At 47.0% G+C, this 23,667-nt stretch carries 20 protein-coding genes; 9 read left to right on the top strand and 11 right to left on the bottom strand.

Translation table 11 applies throughout. The annotated features are described in order from the left end of the window. Positions 1–29 precede the first annotated feature (29 nt). From DXN05_RS03060 to DXN05_RS03050, 3 genes are all read right to left on the bottom strand, one after another. Positions 30–1,049: a helix-turn-helix domain-containing protein gene (locus DXN05_RS03060; RefSeq protein WP_158559107.1), complete on the bottom strand. Its 1,020-nt coding sequence runs from the start codon at positions 1,047–1,049 to the stop codon at positions 30–32. A gap of 202 nt (positions 1,050–1,251) precedes the next feature. Next, positions 1,252–1,803, bottom strand: a complete 552-nt coding sequence (locus tag DXN05_RS03055; protein ID WP_116845724.1) for an RNA polymerase sigma factor — start codon at positions 1,801–1,803, stop codon at positions 1,252–1,254. 99 nt (positions 1,804–1,902) lie between these two features. After that, positions 1,903–2,307, bottom strand: a complete 405-nt coding sequence (locus DXN05_RS03050; RefSeq protein ID WP_116845723.1) for an RNA polymerase sigma factor — start codon at positions 2,305–2,307, stop codon at positions 1,903–1,905. A 246-nt stretch (positions 2,308–2,553) separates the two neighbouring features. On the opposite strand from DXN05_RS03050, the gene DXN05_RS03045 reads away from it, so the two are divergent. From DXN05_RS03045 to DXN05_RS03030, 4 genes are read left to right on the top strand one after another with little or no spacing between them, the layout of a single operon-like run. Continuing rightward, on the top strand, positions 2,554–3,123 hold the full coding sequence (locus DXN05_RS03045; RefSeq protein WP_116845722.1) for a biliverdin-producing heme oxygenase: 570 nt from the start codon (positions 2,554–2,556) through the stop codon (positions 3,121–3,123). Continuing rightward, complete coding sequence (locus tag DXN05_RS03040) at positions 3,110–4,630, top strand: GAF domain-containing protein (protein WP_116845721.1); 1,521 nt, start codon at positions 3,110–3,112, stop codon at positions 4,628–4,630. Before DXN05_RS03045 ends, DXN05_RS03040 begins: the two co-directional genes overlap by 14 nt. Positions 4,631–4,645: 15 nt before the next feature. Next, positions 4,646–9,202, top strand: coding sequence for a chemotaxis protein CheB (locus tag DXN05_RS03035; protein ID WP_116845720.1), 4,557 nt, complete (start codon positions 4,646–4,648; stop codon positions 9,200–9,202). Between the two features lie 27 nt (positions 9,203–9,229). Next, positions 9,230–9,628, top strand: coding sequence for a response regulator (locus DXN05_RS03030; protein WP_116845719.1), 399 nt, complete (start codon positions 9,230–9,232; stop codon positions 9,626–9,628). A gap of 74 nt (positions 9,629–9,702) precedes the next feature. Here the strand turns inward: DXN05_RS03030 and DXN05_RS03025 are convergent, their stop codons facing one another. Further along, a complete protein-coding gene (locus DXN05_RS03025; RefSeq protein ID WP_116845718.1) occupies positions 9,703–10,050 on the bottom strand; it encodes a hypothetical protein in 348 nt (115 codons plus the stop codon). Between the two features lie 519 nt (positions 10,051–10,569). Here DXN05_RS03025 and DXN05_RS03020 point away from each other — a divergent pair. Continuing rightward, entirely contained in the window at positions 10,570–11,589 is a 1,020-nt protein-coding gene (locus tag DXN05_RS03020) for an AI-2E family transporter (RefSeq protein ID WP_116845717.1), read from the top strand. Positions 11,590–11,824: 235 nt separating this feature from the next. Then, positions 11,825–12,625 carry a murein L,D-transpeptidase catalytic domain family protein gene (locus DXN05_RS03015; RefSeq protein WP_116845716.1) on the top strand — a complete coding sequence of 267 codons (801 nt, stop codon included), beginning with the start codon at positions 11,825–11,827 and terminating at the stop codon, positions 12,623–12,625. 73 nt (positions 12,626–12,698) lie between these two features. On the opposite strand, the gene DXN05_RS03010 is transcribed toward DXN05_RS03015, so the two are convergent. Together DXN05_RS03010 and rpoN are read right to left on the bottom strand one after the other, a co-directional pair. Beyond that, positions 12,699–13,376, bottom strand: a complete 678-nt coding sequence (locus DXN05_RS03010; protein ID WP_116845715.1) for a hypothetical protein — start codon at positions 13,374–13,376, stop codon at positions 12,699–12,701. Between the two features lie 64 nt (positions 13,377–13,440). After that, positions 13,441–14,928 (bottom strand): RNA polymerase factor sigma-54, encoded by a 1,488-nt coding sequence (gene rpoN, locus DXN05_RS03005; RefSeq protein WP_116845714.1) that lies wholly within the window; start codon positions 14,926–14,928, stop codon positions 13,441–13,443. A 577-nt stretch (positions 14,929–15,505) separates the two neighbouring features. On the opposite strand from rpoN, the gene DXN05_RS02995 reads away from it, so the two are divergent. Continuing rightward, positions 15,506–16,801 (top strand): response regulator, encoded by a 1,296-nt coding sequence (locus DXN05_RS02995; protein ID WP_116845712.1) that lies wholly within the window; start codon positions 15,506–15,508, stop codon positions 16,799–16,801. A gap of 60 nt (positions 16,802–16,861) precedes the next feature. Here the strand turns inward: DXN05_RS02995 and DXN05_RS02990 are convergent, their stop codons facing one another. The 4 genes from DXN05_RS02990 to DXN05_RS02975 form a co-directional block, all read right to left on the bottom strand. Next, positions 16,862–18,082 (bottom strand): DegT/DnrJ/EryC1/StrS family aminotransferase, encoded by a 1,221-nt coding sequence (locus tag DXN05_RS02990; protein WP_116845711.1) that lies wholly within the window; start codon positions 18,080–18,082, stop codon positions 16,862–16,864. A 62-nt stretch (positions 18,083–18,144) separates the two neighbouring features. Beyond that, positions 18,145–19,617 (bottom strand): glycoside hydrolase family 10 protein, encoded by a 1,473-nt coding sequence (locus tag DXN05_RS02985; RefSeq protein WP_245975105.1) that lies wholly within the window; start codon positions 19,615–19,617, stop codon positions 18,145–18,147. A 204-nt stretch (positions 19,618–19,821) separates the two neighbouring features. Beyond that, positions 19,822–20,274 carry a MarR family winged helix-turn-helix transcriptional regulator gene (locus tag DXN05_RS02980; protein ID WP_116845709.1) on the bottom strand — a complete coding sequence of 151 codons (453 nt, stop codon included), beginning with the start codon at positions 20,272–20,274 and terminating at the stop codon, positions 19,822–19,824. A 57-nt stretch (positions 20,275–20,331) separates the two neighbouring features. Further along, on the bottom strand, positions 20,332–21,363 hold the full coding sequence (locus DXN05_RS02975) for a radical SAM/SPASM domain-containing protein (protein WP_116845708.1): 1,032 nt from the start codon (positions 21,361–21,363) through the stop codon (positions 20,332–20,334). Between the two features lie 65 nt (positions 21,364–21,428). On the opposite strand from DXN05_RS02975, the gene DXN05_RS02970 reads away from it, so the two are divergent. After that, entirely contained in the window at positions 21,429–22,202 is a 774-nt protein-coding gene (locus DXN05_RS02970) for a glycoside hydrolase family 25 protein (protein WP_116845707.1), read from the top strand. A gap of 252 nt (positions 22,203–22,454) precedes the next feature. Here the strand turns inward: DXN05_RS02970 and DXN05_RS02965 are convergent, their stop codons facing one another. After that, positions 22,455–22,880: a YybH family protein gene (locus DXN05_RS02965; protein WP_116845706.1), complete on the bottom strand. Its 426-nt coding sequence runs from the start codon at positions 22,878–22,880 to the stop codon at positions 22,455–22,457. A 103-nt stretch (positions 22,881–22,983) separates the two neighbouring features. Here DXN05_RS02965 and DXN05_RS02960 point away from each other — a divergent pair, with 103 nt between their 5' ends. Then, complete coding sequence (locus tag DXN05_RS02960) at positions 22,984–23,589, top strand: DNA-3-methyladenine glycosylase family protein (RefSeq protein WP_116845705.1); 606 nt, start codon at positions 22,984–22,986, stop codon at positions 23,587–23,589. Positions 23,590–23,667 lie beyond the last annotated feature (78 nt).

Here is a 23,667-nt window from a genome sequence, read left to right as displayed (position 1 = left end):
TATTGAGTGAATAATAGGTAGCGTATAATTCAGATGTTGCCGCTGAAAACCTGCTGCGGCAAGGGTTGTACAATACCGGCAGGCTTGTGCTGTTTGCGGTAAGCGTTGGGCGTTTGCCGGTAATAATGCCTGAAGGCCTTGATGAAATTGCTCTCGTATCCATAGCCCACTGCTTTTGCAATCTCCTCCAGCGACTGCTCTCCCTGTACAAGTAATGTTGCGGCCAGTTGCATACGCACCTGCTCCAGGTAACCAAACACACCGGTGCCAAACAGGCTCATGAAACCCTTTTTTAATTTATTGCTGTTAATATGATAAGCATGCGCAAGTTCACTGATAGACGTGTGTGTAAACAGGTCTGCTTCCATCTGTTGTTTGATGGCGTACAGGCACTCCAGCTCGTACGGCGTATAATGCGTGTATGTTTCAGCTGGTTCGTTTAATTGTGCCAGCAATTCAGTCAGCAATACGCCCATATTGTTGTGCCGGAAAAACTGCATACCCTGCTGTAGCAGCTGCTGCAGCAAATGACAGGCCTTTAAGGTAAGCCATGCAGGCTGCGCGGTAAACTGAACAGCCTGTTGCTGTTGTGCACGTGCCAGCGCAGGCTGCACGCGCAGCATGCGGCGTGCATTGGTAGCCAGGTAGTGAAAGCTGTAACTTATGCACAACAGGCTGTAACTGCAGCCTGCTTTTACCGTGAGTTGTATAGGGCCGTGCGGGTAATAACAAAAACAATATTGCTCCTGCTTTAAATGCACGGCTTGTTGTGCTGCCTGGTACTGCCAGTGTCCTTGCGTAGCAATATGGCAGGCGAGCTGCGGCGTGGCAGGTGCGTAGTACAACGTATCGTTGCGGGTGCAGTTTATTGTAATACGCCAAACCGTATAATCTGCCTGCTGCAGTTGCTGTACGGCGATGCTGCCGAATGCAGCTTCGGCAGAGCAGGCAATGCTGCCTGGCAAAGGCGTGCGCGCCGCATCGCAAAACGACGAATCCCTGGTAAGCTGAATACGCTCACCAGCCTGCGTTGTGAGTAAGCAATCCATAGTAGCCATGTTTTTACAGTAACGGCAAAAGCGCCGGGCTGCCTGCATCAGTACAAATGCTTAAACACGTGGGATTAAAAGAAGGGAAATGAATAGGGAAAGAAGCTGATACAATATATAAAAAAACTGCGACAAGCCAACAGTACAGGCACGGGTATTGGCAACCGTTTCCGGCAATATGCCATTGGATATGCGGGCTGAATTATATCTGCGGCAGAGAATAAATGCGGTCACTGTACACCAGCTGCTGTAATGCCAGCAGTTGCAGAAACTGCGCTTCACCGGCAGGTATCTGCAGGTTATTGGCAATGGTTACCAGGTTTTCTCCGCCCACATAGTAACGGGTAAATACTTCTTTTGACATGGGTGGAACAGACAGGTGTTTTAATTCTTCGAGGCAGCTGTTAAGCAGCAGCTCATCCATCAAAGTGCGCTCGCCGGGGTTGGTATAACGGTGCAGAATTTCGCGCACCAGTTCGTAGTAGGGTGCACCGGACATATGTGTTTGCAGAAAGTAAATACTGCTGAGGCAAACTGCTTCGTACAGAAAAACGCGCAGTTCCAGCATGGTTTTAAGTACCGGTTGTTTTTGCCACAGGTGAACAAATGCATCGGCAACAATTGCTTCTGCCTTATGGCGGTTACCCGACCAGTGCAGGGCCATATCCCAGAATTCCTGGCCTCTGTCGCACAGCACGGCATGTAAAGTACGCGGCGCTGGCTGCCCCGGCCATTTAACCAGTATACTCTTCATAGTAAGGGGTTGTTGGGTGAAACATACGGCACTGCCGGGCAGGGCCGTATCAATGTTTAAACAGGGGACAGATAGAGATTACAAATATACAGTATCCCCTTATACCCAATGCTCCTGCACAGTTTCTTCCATATGTCTCCTGTTGAGCGGCGCACTGGGATAAACTGTGTCAACCGTGGAAATAACCGGCTTGCCATACCTGCGGCAATACCCCTCACAGGCTTCTGTGGTTGTTTGGTATAAAAATGATTTAACAGCGGCAATGCTGCGGTAATTATCCTTCACCGCCCAGAGGCTGATATAGGCATCCATAATAATGCGCTCGATAGTATTGCGCTGCGGATTGGTATTGCGCAACTGGTTGTACACATGAAACAGCAGTGTTTTCGTATACAGCTCCTGTATCAGGTACAGCGCAGTCTCCGATCCGCTGGCCAGTGCCATTTCAAGTTGCGCCTGCTTTTGTTCATGCGTTAGGCCGGAATATGCGTACGACATGCTCATAGGGTAACATTTTTCGGTAAAACAGATGGATGAAAGGGTTGTGGGCAGGTAATTCGAGACAGGATAATGGCAAGCGGTGCTAAATATAAAAATAATTGCAGCACTTCGAAGTTGCAAGTACAAATGAACAAAACTGACCAGCCTCCAACAAAATGTTGCAGGCATTGTTATTGCTTGATAATGTGTTATTAGTCACTGTTTCGGTGAAATGTGTGTTTTTGAAGGCAGATTAAGAAAAACAAAACCATGGTATTAGCAGAAGAACTGAAAAATTATACAAAATCAGCCCATGCCGCATTGGAAGGCAGGATGATACCGGCCATTAAAAGCATCCGCACGGGCGGAGATTATACGCGCCTGCTGCGTTTGTTTTACGGCTATTATGCAGCGTTGGAAACGAAAATAGCTCCGCAGGTATGCGATAAACTGCCCGATTTTGAAGCCAGGCGCAAGGCGCAATCCATCCTCAGCGATATGGCCGCTATTGACGGCGGCAGTGTGGCAGCAACCACATTGTGTAATACTTTGCCCGATATTACCTCGTACCCGCAGGCATTGGGGGCTATGTATGTGCTGGAGGGCTCTACACTGGGCGGACAAATTATTTCGAATATGATTCGCCAGCGCCTGCAGGAAGCTGGCGGTGCCCTGTCTTTTTTCGAGGGGTACGGCGAGCAAACAGCAGCCATGTGGCAACGTTTTAAATTATTGCTCGAGGATGATTTCAGCGAAACGGAAAAAGCAGCCCTGCTGTATGCCGCCAATGATACGTTTGTAAGTTTTCAAAAATGGATAGCCGCACATGACGCCAGATAAAAATTATGATTCTGCCTTTTGCGGCAGCCTGCCCATACACAATATTAACCTGGTTCAGCCTTATGGCGTACTGTTGGTGCTGGATGGTGCCAGCCTGCAAATTGTACAGGCCAGCGAAAATGCACACCTCGTGTTTAACCTGCCGGTAACCGAACTGGCAGGCACTCCCTTACAGGCGCATGTTGGTGAGGCTGCGGTAAACCTGCTCACCGCACACTTTGATAAAGCAACCAGTAATAAAATTCCGTTTACATTAACGGTGCAGGATAAACAATATCTCGCACTGGCGCATGCCAAAACGGGTTATATACTGGTTGAAATAGAGCTGAACGCGTATGAAACAGCCAGCTTGCAGCCTTTTGTATCGGTATTCCAGGAGCTCAAGTACAGCATGCTGGCCATTGAAGAAGCGCCCACCACTGCGGCCATGTGTACTGTTGCGGCCAGGGAACTTAAAAAAATATCCGGGTTCGATAAGGTGATGATTTACCATTTTGATGAAAACTGGAATGGTACGGTAGTAGCCGAAGAAATGGAGCCAGCCATGGAATCGTACATGGGTTTTACGTTCCCTGCATCAGATATTCCCAGGCAGGCGCGCGATTTGTACCAGCGCAATGCTTACCGTTTAATACCATCACGCGAATACACACCGGTTAAATTATACCCGGTGATTAACCCCGTAACGCATGCGTTTGTTGATTTGAGCGATTGCAACATGCGCGCAGTAGCTGCGGTGCATATTGAGTATCTCAAAAACATGGGCGTAATGGCATCTATGAGCACGCGCATTATGTACGGCGATAAACTGTGGGGATTGATTGCCTGTCATCACCGCGAAGCCAAATACCTTTCGTTTGAAATGTGTGCGGTGTTTGAATTGTTGTCTGGTATTATGTCGGCCAAGGTTACTGCGCTGAATAATAAAGAGCAATCTTTATTCAACGCGCTGCTGAACGAGAGCCATGCCCGTTTTATAGAACAGGTGTACAACAGCCAGGGTGTTACCGCTGCCTTTGCTGCAGGTGGCGCGCATTTGCTGTCATTGTTTAATGCAACAGGGGCTGCGTTGATACAGCAGGGTAAAGTGCAGTTATATGGTCAAACACCCGGGGCAGAAGAACTGGAAGAGCTGGTGTTCTGGCTCAATGCCAGGAAACTGAAAAACACATGGAGTGAAACACATTTAAGCAGCGTGTTTGATACGGCACATAAATACACCGGCCATGCAAGCGGGCTGCTGGCAATTCCTTTGAACAGCAATGGGGACGATTACCTGCTGTTGTTCAGACCCGAGGTGGTGCGCACCGTAAACTGGGGCGGCAACCCCGATGAAGCCATACAGTTTGAAGGCAATACCGGTAAATATCATCCGCGCCATTCCTTTAAACTCTGGCAGCAAACATTCAGGGCCATATCACTTCCCTGGCATGATGAAGAACTGCGCATGGCAGAGTACCTGCGTAGCTTTATCTATGAATTTAATACACGACAAGTTTTACCATAAATACAAGTACCTGCTGTGTCTGGCAATAAAACAAAACGAACAGAGGCGCCGGAAGGCGTGAACGATCAGGGGCATTATGTGGTGGCCATTGGCGCATCGGCAGGTGGTTTGGAGGCGATTCATGAATTTTTCGATAATATGCCTGAAACCGCCAACCTGTCTTTTGTCATTATACAACACTTGTCGCCCGATTACAAAAGTCTGCTGGTTGAGCTGGTATCGCGTCATACGCATATGAAAGTGTATGAAGCCAAACATGAGCTCCTCATACAGAAAAACTGCATTTACGTAATTCCCAATAACAAGGTAATGACCATTGGCCGCAATAAACTGTTGCTGGCCGACAAACGCAACGAAAAAGCACCCAACACTGCCATCGATAGTTTTTTATATACCCTGGCAAAAGAGAAAAAGGAAAAAGCTATTGCTATTATTCTCAGTGGTACAGGTACAGATGGTACCAAGGGTATTGAAGCCATTAAAGCCGCCGGCGGTATGGTTATGGTGCAAACGCCGGAGAGTGCCCGCTTCGATGGTATGCCCAACAGCGCTATAGCATCGGGTAATGCAGATGTGGTGCTTACGCCTGCGGCCATGCCGGCTGAAATGTTCAGTCATATTACGGAAACACCGGTATATGTGCTGGATAACGGCAAGGTAAACGATGACGTGTTACAGGAAATTTTTGGGCTTATTCACAAGGCCTCCGGGTACGATTTTCACTATTACAAAACGCCTACTATCCTGCGCCGTATTTCACGGCGCATGATGCAGCACAATGTTTTTACACTTGAAGAATACCTGCAGCTGCTGCGCGGCAACCAGGAAGAAGCTGCGCTGCTGGGAAAAGATTTCCTGATTGGCGTAACCCGTTTTTTTCGCGATGCAGAAGCGTTTGAGCTGTTAAAAACACGTGTAATACCGGCTATTGTAGCAGAGAAATCAACAGGTGATACCATCAAAATATGGGTGGCAGCATGCAGCACGGGTGAGGAGGCATATTCCATTGCCATTTGCTTCGATCAGTTGCTCGCTGCGCAGGATAAAAAGGTAGATGTAAAAATATTCGCTACCGACCTCGATGAATCCAATATTGAAATTGCCTCAAAGGGTGCTTATCCTTTTTCTATTGCACAGGATGTAGATCCGCTGCTGCTGGAAAACTATTTTATACGCGAACAGGATTCGTATACCATTATACCACGTATCCGCAAACAGATTGTATTTGCAAAGCATAATATTATCAAGGATCCCCCGTTTATCAAGAACGAGCTGGTGAGTTGCCGCAACATGCTTATTTACCTGGGCACGGTATTGCAGCAGAAAATTTACGCGGTACTGTTGTTTGCGATGCAGCCCAATGGTTATTTGCTGCTCGGTTCCAGCGAAAATCCCAACTACATAAAAGATGCATTGATCGAAATCAACAGCAAGTGGAAACTCTACCGCAAAATCAGCGGCAGCAGTCATTCGCCTGCCTTGTTCCAGCACCCGATTGAGGGCATGCCCGAGCCGGCGTTAAAACCGGCAGCAGCCATTTTAAAAACAGAAAGCAAAACGCGCCAGGGTTCACTGGCAGATGCTTTCAGGGAGGCGCTGGCTGAAGAGTTTAATTATGCAGCATTTTATATTGACCAGCAGTACGAGATAAAAGAAGCTTCCGGCAACTTCGATCATTTTTTATCACTGCCAAAGAAAAGCCTGCAGCTGAACCTGCTGCGTATGCTGCCGCAGGATTTATCGGTCAACCTCAGCATCACCATTAAGCATGCATGGAAAGACGGGCAGAAAAAAACACTGCGCAACCTGCGGTATACCGAGCAACAGGTGGCCAAAGCAGTAAACCTGATGGTAAAGCCGCCTTCTAAAGTACAGGGCAATGGCTATACACTGGTAGTTATCGGGGATGCCAGTATGGAATATGCCGCGGCAGCACAAACGCCGTCACCGGCTTCTGCCGGAACTGCTGATACAAGCGCTTATATGGCCGAGTTGGAGGCTGAGTTGAGTGAAACCAAGTACAGCCTGCAAATGGCAGTGGAAGGGCTCGAAACTACCAACGAAGAACTACAGAGCAGCAACGAAGAATTGCTGAGCGCGAATGAAGAACTGCAAAGCAGCAATGAAGAATTACAATCACTCAACGAAGAGCTGCACACGCTCAATACCGAATACCAGCTTAAAATAAAAGAGCTGATTGAGCTGAATGATGACCTCAACAATTATTTCCGCAGTACAGATATAGGCCAGGTTTTCCTGGATATGGATCTGCGTATCCGCAAATTCAATCCTGCTTCTGTACGTATTATCAATTTTATTGAAACAGATATAGGGCGGCCCATCAGCCATATTTCTACCAACCTGCGCTACGAAAACCTGATCGGCGATATTGAAACGGTGCTTAAAGACGGCGATATGATAGAGCGTGAAGTACAGCTGCAGAACGGTGTTAACCTGCTGGTGCGCATTATGCCTTACCTGCGGCAAAACAAACAGCATGGCGGGGTAATTCTCTCTTTTGTGGATGTAACCACCATTACTGATCTCAACAATATTATCCGCGGTATTTTCAATTCAAGCCGCAGCGCTATTATCGCTTTTAAGGCAGTGCGCAACAGCAACCTGAAAGTAACCGACTTTTTGTTTCAGACAGCCAACGCGGCAGCTGCTGTGTTTTTTGCCGACCCCGCTGAAACCTACACAGGCAAGTCATTGCAGCGTATAGCACCTGTGCTGGCACAACAGGGCCTGTTCGACAAATATGTACAGCTGGTACAAAACGATAAGCCTTTGCAGGAAGATGTGCAGCTGCAGGAAATGGGCGGCAGGTGGTTTGCCATCAGTGCTGTTAAAATGATGGATGGCTTTGTGGCAACTTATACAGATATTTCTGAAAAAAAATCTGCTGAACAAAAGCTGCGTAAAAACTATAATGAACTGATAACGGTAAAAGAAAACCTGCGTCAGTTGAATATTGAACTTGAAAACAAGGTACTGGAACGCACCCGTGAGTTAACACAAAGCGATGAACGTTTCAGGCTGGTATCACGCGCTACCAATGATGCAATCTGGGACTGGGATTTTGTGAACAACAAAGTGTGGTGGAACGATTCGTTTTTTGCCATATTCGGGTATGCTTCCGGCGAATACAACCGTGCTTTCTGGCTCAATAAAGTGCATCCCGAAGAAAGGGAGAGAACCGGCAACAGCATATATGCTATTATCAACAGCAACGAAACGCAGTGGAGTGCCGAATACCGTTTTCTGAAGGCCGATGGCACGTATGCCAATATACTTGACCGCGCTTATGTACTGCACGATGAATTTAATACGCCTTACCGCATGCTGGGCTCTATGCTCGATGTAACCGAACTGAAGCGTGCCGAAAAAGCGGTGGCCCGCAATATTGCAGAACGCCGCTTCCTGGCCGAATCTGTGCCGTTAATTTTATATACCGCCAATGCAGCCAAGCAGGTTGACTTTGCGAACAAGCATTTTGAATTATATACCGGTATTTCTGCTGAAGCCGCCCTGGGCAATGGCTGGCAACAGGTGGTATACGAAACAGATTTGCCTGTGGCGTTACAGGCATGGGATACCGCGGCCCGCAATGGCAATGGCTTTCAGCTTGAGCTGCGTTTGCGCACAGCAGGCAATAACTACCACTGGAACCTGATGCGTGCCAAGCCACACCGCGACAACGAGGGCCAAACCATCAGCTGGATTATCACCAGCACCGATATTCATGAACAGAAATCGATCAATGAATTACTGGAGCAGAAAGTAAAACAACGTACGGCCGAATTGCAGAAGATTAACGTAGCACTGGAAAACAGCAACAGCGATTTACAGCAATTTGCCTCTGTTGCTTCGCACGATTTGCAGGAGCCGTTGCGTAAAATTCATATGTTCAGCAAAATGCTGAAAGATAAATATGCGCCCACGCTTGAAGCACCGGCAGCTGATTATCTCGCACGCATTATTCATTCCAGCGCACGCATGCGTTCACTCATCACTGATATATTAAACTTCTCGCGCCTCAGCGCCAGCAATTACCGGTTTGAATGGGTAAGCCTGAACGGCATTGTGCATGAAATACTCGAAGACCTGGAGATCACTATTCAGGAGAAGAAGGCGAAAATTATTATTGCACACGATTTACCCGAACTGGAAGTAATACCCGGCCAGATGCGGCAGGTATTTCAAAACCTGATCAGTAATTCGCTGAAGTTTGTAAAAAAAGAACTGGAACCAGTAATTACCATTGACGCAGAACTGGTGAATGAATTAAACTTTAACAGTATGCCCGACAAAAACGGTGCATTTTGCAAAATAACGGTTAAAGACAACGGGATAGGCTTTGATGAACATTTTAAAAACACCATTTTTACATTGTTTCAACGCCTGCACTCGAAAGACAAATATGAGGGCAGCGGCATAGGGCTGGCTATTACCAAGAAAATTATTGACAAACACAACGGCATTATCTCTGCTCACAGCGAAGAAGGTAAAGGCGCCGTTTTCACTATCCTATTACCGGTTGCACAAAGGCATGTTGCCACAGTGGGATAACAACAACCGCATTTTTAACAGGAGCGTATGACGAAGAAAATTTTACTGGCAGATGACGACAGCGATGACCGATTTATATTCGACCAGGTTTTTGAAGACCTCGGCTATAGCCGTTCAGCGCTCGATTTCGTGGAAAACGGCATTGAAGTAATTCAGTACCTCGATGCCATACCGGGTACAGGCAATTTACCCAACCTGATCATTCTCGATCACAACATGCCTAAAATGAATGGCATGCAAACCCTTTCCTATCTTAAAACCAGTGACCGCTATAAACACATTACGGTAATTATTTACAGCACCTATAACGACGCTGTTTTTATGGATCAGTGTACCAGGCTGGGAGCAGAGGCTACCATCAGCAAACCGAGTTCGTACGAGGAATATACCGATATGGTAAAAAGCTTTTTAAATACAGGCAGGTAAAAAAAATCTCCTCCGCGAGGGGAGGAGACCAGTAAATTCTTCGTTCTGGCTTATTCAGCAGGCAGGTACAGCGGCTAAATTTCTTCATTCAGTTGCTCTTCATGCGCTTCGATAGGTATCAGGCGTATAAAATTATCATAGCCTTCTTCATCTTCATGGTTGCTATAGGCGCCATAGGCGTCCAGACTGTAACCGGTTAAGCCGTCATTGGCTTTTATAATATACAGTATGGCATTATCTGAAGGATCGCTCATACCCTCGAAGCGATAGGTTTTCGTGATCAGCAAATCTTCCGGTTGGTAATTTTTGCCTTTGCCTGCCGTAAAGCCTTCGGCTGTCCACCGGAACTCATTGTCCAGTTTCCTGAGGCGCAATTTTTCCATTACACCCGCCAGCGTTGTCATTTGATCTTCTTTTTGCATAAAACAGGTTTTACAGGGGAAGGGTTCAACAATTATACCGCGGCTGCTTTGTGTGTAATGCCAGTGTATTACCGGGAAGTGCCGGTTATCAGCCGGGTATTTGTTTCTACAACAGGCAAACAAGTGTATGCGTCTTTAAGCAGTATTTGTGTAAACAGGGATGAATAGGAAGATGCGTAATTATTGGGAAAGCTGTTAGTTTTGGTTGCGGCCTTAAAATTTTCAGCGTTTTTTAATCTTTGCTTAAGGTTTGGCTATTGTATATCAAAATAACCCAGCTTATCTTTACATCGGTGTTTTTCATAGGTTAGCAACGGCCCAGATAGTCTTATCAGGGCTTTTTTTTTGCCCATACTGTACACATTCAAGTCAATGTTTAAACGTTTATCAGCCTGTTTGGTTTTACGCTGGTGAAATTTTTTTTATATCACAAGCCGCAACTACACTTTCCCGCCCCCCGTAACGCAAATAACTGCAGCTGGCATCAAATATGAATAACACAGGTATACATATTTGGACATGAATTATCTCGACAGCAACAAACTACGCCAGGTAGCTTTTATTGCCATACTGCTTATTCTGGGTACAATTTTATTTATTGAATTATCTTCTTTTATACCAGCCCTGCTTGGTGCAGTTACTTTTTATGTGCTGGTACGTTCACAGATGGCTTTCCTGGTAGGTAAAAAGCATTGGCGCAAGCCCTGGGCCGCTACCATTGTGCTGTTGCTTACCTTCCTGGTTGTGCTGGTGCCCATTTGGGTGATGGTGACCATGCTCAGCTCGCGCATCAATTACGCAGTGCAGCACTCCAACCAGGTAATCGAAGCGCTCAAAAATCTTATCGGCCGTTTACAGCAGCAGTATGATATTCACTTGCTGAGCGGCGAAAACCTGAGCAAGGCAGGCACTATTATCGCCGGCAGTTTGCCCAATGTGCTTGGCGCAACGTTCAATACACTTACCATGTTATTGATCATGTATTTCATCCTGTATTTTATGCTGGTGAATTACGATACCATGGAGCAATGGCTGTTTACGCATATGCCGCTTAAAACATCCAATAAAATACGCATGGGCAAGGAACTGAAAGGGCTGGTCATCAGCAATGCACTGGGTGTACCGCTGATTGCCCTGCTGCAGGGTATTGTGGGGCTGGTGGCCTATTTTTTCCTGGGTGTAAAAGATCCCTGGTTCTGGTTTATGGTAACCTGCATTACTTCCATGCTGCCGTTTGTAGGTGCCGCTATGGCCTATGTTCCGCTAAGCATTTTATTGTTTGTGCAGGAGCCTGCATGGAAGGGTATTGTAATGCTGATTTACGGGTTTGGTGTAATAGGCACGGTTGACAATCTTTTCCGCATTGTACTGCAAAGGAAAATTGGCGATATACACCCGCTTATTACCCTGTTTGGTGTAATTATAGGTGTAAACATGTTTGGCTTCATCGGATTAATATTTGGTCCCATTCTTATTGCCATGTTTATATTACTGGTACGTATCTATTTTAACGAGTTTTCAAATTCAGGGGAATTGTAAAAGAAACGGCCGCAAAGGGCATAAAATGCTAAAAAAAAGGCGTTTAGACCCATATTTTGGGCAGATTTTGCCTACTTTGAGGCAGTTAGAATGTAGTTAAATAGCCTTAAAATGACCGGGCGGCCGATTTTTTTTACCGGATGCACAATAATTTTGCCCGCAGGTCATTATTAATGGCACAACTACCAACCTGAAAATCCAATTGTGAACGCAAAAACCAAATCAGCAACCAGTGATGAAACGATTTTTGATTCTGTGTGGCTTTTACGCATGCACCTTTGGATCTCTTGCCGTAACCAGCGCTTTTGGCAAAGATCTTAACGACGACAAAAAATTCCCTTCCCTGCTCGGTAACAGTGAATCTGCTGTTGTTAATCATTGGGTAGACAGTATGTACACCCAGCTTCACCTTGATTCTGCCGGTTTAAACCGCAGCGTATTTTTCAATGCCTGCAAAGGGTACGAGTACCTGCTCAGTAAAAACCTGCTTGCCAAAAAACATTTGCTCACTATCTGCGATTACAGTCAGCCCAGCAGCGCCAAACGCCTGTATGTACTCGATATGGAAAAGGGGCTTATCCTGTACAACACGTATGTGTCACATGGTCGCAATTCAGGAAAAGACATGGCTTCCAGCTTTTCCAACCTCAATAATTCGCACAAAAGCTCACTGGGTTTTATGATCACTGCTGAAACTTACCGCGGCAAAGCCGGCTACAGCATGCGTTTCGACGGGCAGGAGCATGGCATTAACAGCAATGTGCGCAAACGCGATATTGTAATGCACGGCAGTTTTTATGTAAATGGAGAAAGGGCCGACGAAGGACAGATGATGGGCCGCAGTTATGGTTGCCCGGCTGTGCCTTATGAAGAGCATAAAAACATTATCGATGAGATTAAAGACGGCAGCTGCTTTTTCGCTTATTACCCCGATGCCTGGTACGCACACAGCTCACAAATTGTAAATGCACGTTTTAACTGGCCTGCGCTGGAAGCACCACTTCCCCCGCTGAACATCGCGGCATTGAATAAATAATGCTTCCGGATGAAGATATTATAAAAAAGGGCGCTCACACTGAGCGCCCTTTTTTACTGCAGGTTATATTCCTTTAAAATTTAAATACAAAATACCAGGCAAGCAGCTGGCATAGTATGCTCACGATAATACCGGCGTATACCTCGGCCGGACTATGATCGTTCAGCAGCAGGCGGCTGGTACCTACCAGTCCGGCAACCAGGGTTACAATGGCAATATCGGCTCCAAGGTGAACATGGTATAAAAAGCAGGTGGCAATAACGCAGCAGAGGCCGCCGGCAATGCCCATGGCGTGCATGCTTATTTTAAAGAACACATTGCCGATAAGGCCCAGTACAGTGGTAAAGAAAATACCCAGGTAAAAGCTTTTCAGTATAATGGGCTGGTCGGTGAAATTGCGGCTTAGGTACCACATCCACCAGTAAAAAAACATGGTAATGATGTAGGGCACAATGCGCTCTTTCTGTGTGCGCAGCAAAATGCTTTCAACAAACTTCAGTCGCCAAAGCAAAAACACCGCGAAGGCAGGGAAAAAGGCGGTGGTCCAGAATGCGCCCAGCAGGCGCAGCTTCACCATTTTTTCTGTAATGCCGGCAAATTCGTAAGGAAAGCGCAGCATGAGCCAGATAAAAATATACGTGGGAATAAACAACGGGTGAAAAATATACGACACCAGTTTGGCCAGCACGCGCAAGGCTGCAGGCTGTGTGGCCGGTTGCTGTTCTTGTGGTATATCAATATCTGTGGTCATGTGTACGATTAAAATTGCCAGGCAGTGGTGCTGCCTGGCTGGTGAAAATATCGTGGCGTTAAAATTATAATTGTTTCCTGAGCCTTGCTACCGGTATGTTCAGCTGTTCGCGGTATTTGGCTACCGTGCGGCGGGCAATATTGTAGCCCTTTTCCTGGAGCAGTTCGGTTAAGCGCTCATCGCTCAGCGGCTTGCGCTTGTCTTCACCTTCTATCAGGTCGCTCAGTATTTTCTTTACTTCGCGGGTGCTCACTTCTTCACCGCTTTCGGTACTGAGTGATTCACTGAAGAAGAATTTGAGGCGGTAAGTGCCAAACTCGGTTTGCACAAACTTACTGTTGGCCACACGGCTTACGGTGCTGATATCAAGACCGGTGATCTCTGCAATATCTTTCAGGATCATGGGACGAAGATTGGTTTCGTCACCGGTAAGAAAGAACTCGTGCTGGTAGTTCATGATCGCGTTCATGGTGCTCAGCAGGGTGTGCTGGCGCTGTTTGATCATGTCGATGAACCATTTCGCAGAATCAATTTTCTGCTTGATGAACATCACCGCTTCTTTCTGGCGTTTGTCTTTTTTAGCACCCTTATCATACTCTTTCAGCATTTCGCGGTAACCTTCGCTGATGCGCAGGTCGGGTGCGTTTTTAGCATTGAGGGTAAGCTCCAGCTTGGAGTTGTTGTTGAGAATAAAGAAGTCGGGAACGATATAGCTTTCCGCCTTGTTTATTTCTCCCAAATTGCCTCCCGGCTTGGGATTGAGCTTAATGATGATATTGATTACATCGCGCAGCTGATCATCGTCGAGGTTAAGGCCACGCTGTATTTTTTCGTAGTGCTTCTTGGTAAACTCGTCAAAGTATTTGTCGAGCACCGTAATAGCCAGCGCTACATCCCTGCCTTCAATTAACTGTCGGCGCAACTGCAGCAGCAGGCATTCTTTCAGGTCGCGTGCACAAATACCCGGCGGGTCAAACTGTTGTATCTTTTTAATGATACTTTCAATTTCTTCTTCAGATGCATCGATGTTTTGCCTGAAGGCAAGGTCATCGGCAATAGACGACAATTCGCGGCGCAGGTAACCATCGTCATCGAGGCTGCCTACAATCTGCTCTGCTATTTTGTAATCACGTTCGCCCAATGACAGCAGGCCCAGCTGATCGAGCAGGGTATCGTGAAAGCTGCTTTCGAGTTTGAAAGGAATGGTTTTTTTATCGTCTGCTTCCGGGTAGTTATCGTCGCGCAGCTTGTAATCGGCTACATCGTCGTCGCTGTCGGAGACGTATTCGCTGATGTCGATATTCTCGTACTCATCCTCGCTTCCATCCATATCATACTCGTCCTCACCCGATTCAAATTCATCGGAAGGCTCGTCGAGGTAATTGTCGTCATGGCTGTCTTCCGACTGCTCCAGGGCCGGGTTTTCTTCCAGCTCTTCCTTGATACGCTCTTCAAGGTTGGCAGTAGGTACCTGCAGCAGTTTCATAAGCTGAATCTGCTGAGGTGACAGTTTCTGTAATAATTTCTGTTGTAATGATTGACTAAGTGCCATTCTTTTTCAGATTCCTAAATATGCGTTAAGGCAAATCCAGAACTTGGTTTTTCGCGGTAAATTTACGGTGTAATCATCATACTATATGCCGAAAACAATATTGGTAGTTTGCTGTGTTTTATGTAAAGTTTTTGCGCAGGCGCAAACGCATACTGATTCAACCAGCATAGTTGTTAAAACTTTACAAATCCGCGATTCGGCTGCTGTTGCACATTACCCTATACGGCTTATACCTGCTAATTATTATACCAATCATTTACCTTTTTTCTGCGATAAGGAATTGAAACTGGAAAAAGCAGTAAAATTTCCGGTGAAAATACGACTGGGTTCGGTTGACTATGTTGACCAGCTGGAGGGTAAACATTAGCCTCCCTATATTTCAATTAATAAAATATTAATTGCAAATTAAATTCTCTTACGATTAATTGCATAATATAAATAGGGTCACTCCTGTAAAAGACTAAAGATATAAACGGTATTTATTATATTATTGTTTTTTAGTTGATAATAATTGTGGTGAGTAGCAAAGTGTTGGGGAATAATTGCCCCAGCATTCTTGTTCAAAAACCAGAACATCATGTTGTATATACCTGCTACGCTAATTATTTGCCTGTTTCTGATTGTGTTTATTTTGCTGTTATTGAAGCAAAGTACGCGGTTACGTACCGAAGCACGCAAGCAAGTGGAAGATGCGCGCAAGGCAGAAGCAGAGATGACGCAATCCAAGGCGCAGTTCCTCGCTACCGTGAACCATGCCATCCGCACGCCGCTGAACAGCGCCATTGGCTTAACCTCGCTGTTGATGCAAACTCCTTTGTCTGAAGAGCAGAAGAAATATGTCAGCAATATTCACCACAGCAACGTTTCGCTGCTGTCGGTGATTAACGACATGCTGGTGTTTTCAAAAATTGAATCGGGCTCCCTGCAGCTTGAACAGGTACCTTTTGGCCTGAAACGCAGTGTGCGTGAGGTTTTGTCACTGCTCAACGCATCGGCAGGCAACCATTTGAGTATTGCCAGCCAGGTAGACGAACAGGTGCCTGACCTGATACTCGGTGATCATTCCAGGCTGCGGCAGGTGTTGATTAACCTGCTGAGCAATGCCCAACGGCAGGCAGCTGACGGCAGCGGCATCATGCTGAAGATTTCGCTGAAAAGCAGGCAGGACGATGCGATTGAGATTTTGTTTGCGATAGAAGACAACAGCCTTATCCAGCCTATTACAGGCAGCATGCTGATACCCGATCATCACGCGAATGTGCATGCACTCAGCATGACAACCGACCAAACCGGCCTCGGTCTTTCGGTTAGCACCCGCCTGGTGGCATTAATGGGTGGCACTTTTAAAATGGAAACCATTGCAGGCAAAGGCAATTTTATCACCTTCACCATTAAAGGCCGCATGCTGAAAGAGCCATTTGAAACAGAGCCTGATGGTGAAACCACCGAAGCAGCTGCATTGATCGACAATACGCTGGCGCAGCAAATGCCGCTGCGTATTTTGATTGTGGACGACAATGATATGAACCAGTTTATGCTTACTTCCCTGCTTGGTAAAATGGGGTACCAGTGCGTGGTGGCAAAAAATGGCGCTGAAGCTGTGGCGCTGGCGATAGAGCACACGTTTGATCTCATTTTTATGGATCTGTATATGCCGGTAATGGACGGACTGGAAGCAACAAGACGCATCCGCGAATATTTTTTAACCGGCCAAAAACCAGTGATAGTAGGCGTTACAGCCAATGCATTGATCAGTGAAAAAGAGATTGTGATACGTGCAGGGTTTAACGACTTTTTGCTGAAACCCTATAAAATGGATGATATACGTACTGCTGTGCTGAAATGGGGCGAAGCAGTAAAAGTACCGGAATAAAAAAAGCTGTTTCACACCTGGTGGTATAAAACAGCCTTTGTGCAAGAGAACAATATTGTATTATGCTGAAACAGCCTGCTGTTGCAGCACTTTTTTGATAGCCGTTGCTACTGCACCGGCTTTTTCTTTTACCTGTGCTTCTGTAAGGCCCAGTGTAATAGCGGTGCTTACGCAGCGTGACATGATGACGTCGCTCGCGGAAAAATCCTGCTGCTGCAATGCCCGCAACGCCTGTTGCTGCGCTTCGTTCAAAGGGTACAGGCTTTTCGCTGTTTTCAGGTGATCCCATTTGCGGATGTAGTGCCAGTTGTGGTTAAACCAGTACATATGGCCGCCTGCTATATTCTGCGCTTTCAGTTCTGCCAGTACGGCCTGCATCAGTTCGCCGGTAGGCATAAACCAGGATACAAACGTGCAGCTGTCTCCTGCAGCATCGGGTACTGTTCTGAAGCTTACTTCAGGAATAGCGCCCAGGGCTTCTTTCCAGATGCCGTAGTTTTTGCGCTGCAGTTCCAGGAACTGATCAAGCTTGCGGAACTGCGCCAGCCCTACTGCTGCATGCAGTTCGCTGATGCGGTAGTTGTAACCCAGAAAAGGATGTTCATCTGCACCACGGTCGTCTCCACGTTTGTGATCGTGCCCATGATCACTGAAACCATCGCAGTTTTCGTATACCGTGCTGTTGTTGGTTAACACCGCACCGCCTTCGCCGCAGGTAACGGTTTTTACAAAGTCGAAAGAGAAAGTGCCTGCATCGCCAATGGTGCCGAGGGCCTTGCCTTTATAGGTTGCGCCGATGCTCTGGCAAGCGTCTTCGAGCAGCAGCAGGTTATGTTGTTTGGCTATTGCCTGTAAAGCATCCAGATCGGCCATGCTGCCGCACATATGTACCGGCATAATGCATTTTGTTTTCGGGGTAATGGCCTTTTTCACTGCTTCCGGGTTCAGTGTAAGCGTTTCGTCAATATCTACCAGCACAGGTACGGCGCCTACACTTAATACGGCTTCAAAGCTGGCTACGAATGTGAAACCGGGCATAATTACCTCGTCGCCTGCACCAATGCCCAGCGCAGCCATAGCCGTGGTTAAAGCTGCGGTGCCGCTTGAAACAAGCAATGCATGTTTGCTGCCCAGGCGCTCACAGATAGCCTGTTCCAGCTCACGTGATTTATAAACGCCTTTGCGTGGTCCGTCGAAACCATAACGCATGATAATTCCGGTTTCGAGTACGTCGTTGACTTCTTTGCGCTCTTCTGCTCCAAAAAATTCAAATCCGGGCATAGCTAAAATTTTAAAGTTAATCGGATGTAATGGCTACTGCGGCAAAGGTAGGAAGAAGATGGCTATTGCCTTGGAATCATCCAGCCTTTGTCGGTTTTGATGAACTCTACCGTGTTGCTGATAGGGCTCTCGTTGTTGCTGCGGTTAATGGTGCTGATGGCAATAAAACAGTTGGTCCAGTCTGCCGGCAAATCGCTCTGCAGAATATCGAGGCTGAAAGTATTGTCGTCTTTGGGTACCACCATGTAACGGGGTTGCTGGCCCAGTACGTTGTATGTGTTGGTGGCATAAATCACGAAGCTTTTTACCAGCTCGGTATCTTTTGCCGCGCCATCAATACGTATAATGGGGGCTGCGGTAACAGACCGGTCGGCAATATCGCGTGCATTGGTAATGCTGGGCTGTAAGGGGGCCAGGGCATCGAGCCAGCGCATGGGCGGCACAATGGCGGGGAAATGGTAATAGTGGTTGCGCAAGCTATCATCCCAGCCATGCGGGTTTTCTTCAAAGTTTTTGCTGCTGAAGAAAGCGCTGCCCTGCACTTTATCGTTGCGGCGTAACAGTTCAATCTGGTTGGGTATTTCGTGTGTGCCGCGCCATGCTGCGGTTACGTTTTCAACGGTGCGGTACATGCCATGACCAATATACAGGTGGCGGCCATAGGTATTGTTGCCCCACCAATCCAGCAGGGTACGGTAATCGCACAGCTGGTGGCCTATTTCCCAGTACAGCTGGGGTGCAACATAATCTACCCATTTTTTCTCCAGCCACAGCAAAATGTCTGCGTATAAATCGTCGTAGGCAGGTGAGCCGCCGCGGGTATTGCTGCCCTGCGGGTCGTCGGATTTGTTGCGCCACACGCCGAACGGACTAACGCCAAATTTTACATACGGATTGGCAGCGGTGATTACTTGGTGCAGTTTAAAAATCAGGGAATCGCAGTTGCTGCGGCGCCAGTCGTCTTTCTCCATGCCAGCGCCGTATTTGCGGTAGGTAGCGGCATCGGGAAATTCCCTGCCGGGTATTTTATAGGGATAAAAATAATCGTCCAGGTGAATGCCGTCTATATCGTAGCGCTCTACAATATCTTTTACCACGTTAACCACGTAGTTCATTACTTCGGGTTTGCCGGGGTCAAAATATTTACTTCCGCCGTAGTTCACAAACCAGTCGGGGTGGGTGCGGGTAATATGATTGGGTGCAACAGACGAGCTGTTGTTGTGCAGCACGGCGCGGTAGGGATTAATCCATGCATGAAACTCCATGCCGCGTTTGTGCGCTTCATCAATCATAAACTGCAGCGGATCGTAATAAGGTACTGGCGCAACGCCCTGTTTGCCGCTGAGGTATTCGCTCCAGGGCTCGTAGGGCGATGGGTAAAATGCATCTGCTGCCGGCCTTACCTGCACAATCACGGCATTCATGCCATTACGCTGGTGCAGGTCGAGTATGCGTTTAAACTCGGCTTTCTGCTGTTCAACGGGTAACCCTTTGCGGCTGGGCCAGTCAATATTAGCCACTGTGGCAATCCACACCCCTCTGAATTCGTATTTGGGGGAATATTGTCCAAACAGGATGGTTAGCGGGCAAAAAAGGGCTAAAACAAAAACAAAAAAATAGCTGCACTTCACTACTCGTATAGATTTTCTGATCAAATAAATGCGCAAGTGACAACACACAAATAGTGCCGGGGGCAATCCATTTATGTGCGGGGCAGCGAAGATAGACGTATTCTGTTTTTATTCATTCCGCATCTTATCCAATAAATTGTTTAAAGTTCTTGCCTCGTCCTCGGAGAGTGTGTTGGTAACCATGCGATCGAGTTCGAGGTTACGGTTGTCGAGGCGAAGGAGCATTTCGAGACCTCTGTCGTTGATGGTAATGTCAACCAGGCGCTTATCGGTAGCGCAGGTCTTTTTGTCGACGAAACCTTTCAGTAATAAGCGGTCTACAATGCGGCTGGTATCGCTCATTTTGTCGAGCATACGTTCCCTGATCTGCAGGGTGCTGAGCGGTTTGTGACTGCCGCGCAAAATGCGGAGAATGTTGTACTGCTGAGGCGTGATGTCCTCCGGCTCCAGAAATTTTTTCTGGTTTTCGGTGATCCAGTTAGAAGAGAAGATCACATTGATCATCAGCTTTTGATATTCACTTCTGAACTTGGTTTGATTAATCGCCTTATCTATGTTCATAATACAAAAAAGGGTTGCAAGGGTCTAACGATTTCAATAAAGCGCTAACAATATAGCTCATTCTTCCCAAACTGAGAGGCCCTCGCTGCAATTTGCACAGATATCTATGTTTTTTCTGCTGGTTAGCAACTCTTTACGGAATTGCCTGTAATTGTCGTTATTCCATATCTCCTTGAAACTCTGTACTTTAAGGTTTCCCAGCTGGTGCATGGCATCCTTGTCGAAACAGCAGGGTACTACCAGCCCGTCCCAGGTAATCACGTTCCCCTGCCACAATTTGGAGCAATGGTTGCCCAAACCGCTTTTGATGGTCATTTCGCCCTTTTTGTTCTTTTTATAACGGCTGTATTTTTCATTGTCAGGGATCAGCTGGTGGGGATCGTTTTCGTAATCGTATACCTGCGCGGTTTTAAAACGCACCTGGTCTACACCAATTTCCTTTGCCAGCTGTTTTATTTCCTCGATCTGGTGTTCATTGGGTTTTACCACCAGGAACTGGAAAAAAACAAACGGTGTTTTGCTGTTGAGTTCTTTTTTCCACTTAACAATATTGCGGGCGCCTTCGAGCACTTTTTCCAGTTTGCCGCCCACGCGGTATTGCTGGTACACATCCTGGGTAGTGCCGTCAACAGAAATAATCAGCCTGTCTAACCCGCTTTCCACTGTTTTGCGGGCGCGCTCATCTGTTAAATAATGTGCATTTGTGCTGGTGGCCGTGTAAATACCCTTATCATGTGCGTATTTTACCATTTCCAGGAAATTGGGATTGAGGTAAGGCTCGCCCTGGAAATAAAAAATAAGGTACAACAGCTCTTTATAAATGGAATCGATGGTATCACGGAAAAAATCCTGCTGCAACATGCCTGTAGGGCGGGTAAAAGCCCTTAGTCCGCTGGGGCATTCAGGGCAACGCAGGTTACAGGAAGTGGTTGGTTCGAATGAGATGGATACCGGGTAGCCCCATTGTATGGGTTTGCCCGTGATACGGGTTATCCAGTAACTGCTATACACCTTTGTGGCATTCCATAGCCTTTTCGGGGTTAGCTTCGACATCAGGTTCACGCTATCGTTAAAATTGAAATATGCCATGGTTAATGTAAAAGTACGAAATTCCGCATTTTTGCAACTTGATACCAATTAAGCAGTAAGCAATAATGACACCAACCAGAAAACCTTCCCTTGCCCGTCTATTGATACGCGTACTTATTGTATTGCTGCTTGCCGGCGCAGGCGCCTACCTCTGGATTACCGGGTGGTTTGAGCCTGAAGCCAGGTTTGTGCACTATACCGGTTTCGATATTGACATGCCGCAGGGTTATATGCTGCACGGCGTAGATGTAAGCAAACACCAGGGCAAAATATACTGGCCTGCCGTTAAGAAGATGCATGTGCAGGATGTGCGCATCGGGTTTGCTTTTATTAAAGCCACCGAGGGACTGGGCAATGTAGACCGGCAGTTTCGCCGCAACTGGGCAAGGGCCAAGGAAAGCGGTGTGCCACGCGGGGCCTATCATTTTTTCCTGGCTACCAAGAGCGGCAAGGCACAGGCAGAAAACTTTATTCATACCGTAACACTTGAACCCGGCGATTTACCGCCGGTGCTGGATATTGAACAGTTGTACGGCGTACGGCCCGAGCAAATGCGCAAGGAGGTGCTGGCCTGGCTGCAAACAGTTGAACAGGCGTATCATGTAAAGCCCATCCTGTATTCTTATGTTGATTTTTACGAGCAATACCTCGGTACCCCGTTTGATGAATACCCATTATGGATTGCACATTATGTGCAGGAAGAACAGCCACGCATTAAACGCGACTGGATTTTTTGGCAGCACAACGAACAGGGTAATGTAGACGGTATTGAAAGCAAGGTTGACTTTAACGTGTTTAAAGGAGATTCGACTGATTTCAGGGATTTGTTGCTGAAGTGAAAACCAGTGAGTGGTGAATAGTGAACAGGCAATAGTGAATGGAGCGAAGATTTGTTGCCGGTGGAGACACCGGCAACGGCTGGGATGTAGTCCCGCACCGGCTTAGCCGCGGCGGGACTTTCTTCTATGCCGAAGCCGGTGTCCTCACCGGCGCTTTTCGCTTCGGGCTGACTTGCTAAGATGGTCTCGACTGTCGATTCTCGATTCTCGAAAAGAGCTCGCTTAGATCACTCACGACTGATGATTCACGTTTTAGCTGCTGTGGTCGGAGACGATGAGCCAATGGCCTTTTATTTTGCGCAACAACAAAGTGTAATGGCCGTCGAGGTTGCCGATGGTGCGTTGCAGGTGCCATTCGCCCACAACAAAGAAATACAGGGCAGACAGGCGTTTTACCTGCAATATGTTGAAATGCAGCTGGCCCATGGCCGTGGCATCGGGATAACTCTTTTTGTAGTTATTGAGCGTGTTGGTCCAGCCGTATTGAATACCCTTCTTTCCTACAAACAGCAGGCTGTCGCTTTGCCAGTAGGTTTGCATAAATGCTTCGATATTCCCATGGTTCCAGGCTTCGGTTTGTATATTGAGCAGGCCGCGGATTTCCTGCTCGTCTTTACTTTGCGCATGTGCGCTGTTTAACAGCAGTAAGGTAATAAGCAGGCAGTAGTATTTTCTCATGCCTTAAAAATAAACAAGAACTGCCATAACCGTTCATCCATTTCCGCAATTTCCGGGTATTTCAAATGATGGCATTCTCCTAATTTCAGATTATTTTAGAAAGATGAATTACCTGGAACATTTACAGAAAGATAAAAAGCTGACTGCTATTATACGCGAGCCACTGGAGCCGCTGCCGGTGCGCGACAATATACCGCTTCGCTTAATTGCCAGCATTATGAGCCAGCAACTGAGCACCAAAGTGGCAAAGGTGATTTACCACCGTTTTCTTGAATTATACAAGGGGAAGGAGCCAGGTCCCAAACAGATACTGGCAACAGACCCGTCTGTGCTGCGCAGCGTGGGCTTAAGCAATGCCAAGGTGCAGTATGTGCTGAATGTGGCATTGTTCTGCATAGAAAACAAGATCACGGATAAAAAGCTGCTGAAAATGGAGAACGATGAGATCATCGATTTGCTTACGCAGATAAAAGGCGTAGGCAGGTGGACGGTGGAAATGTTGCTGATGTTTTCGCTGGGCAGGGAAGATGTGTTTGCAGTAGATGACCTGGGCATACAAAATGCGATGATTGGTGTATACAAGCTGCAGAAGCTGGATAAAAAAGCGCTGCGGCTGAAGATGCTGAAACTATCTGAAGCATGGAGCCCTTACCGCACCTATGCCTGTATTCATTTGTGGCGATGGAAAGATGTGGGGATCGCCTTGTAAGATTGATGGCTGTATGGCTAGATGGTTTTTGAGCGCTTAGCCGGGTAAATAAAAAATAGGTTGCCTCATGTAAGGGGG

It is taken from the genome of Deminuibacter soli (assembly GCF_003412455.1).
Classification (GTDB): domain Bacteria; phylum Bacteroidota; class Bacteroidia; order Chitinophagales; family Chitinophagaceae; genus Deminuibacter; species Deminuibacter soli.
The sequence above is the reverse complement of the archived record's forward strand: the minus strand, read 5'-3'. Positions and strand labels throughout refer to the sequence as shown.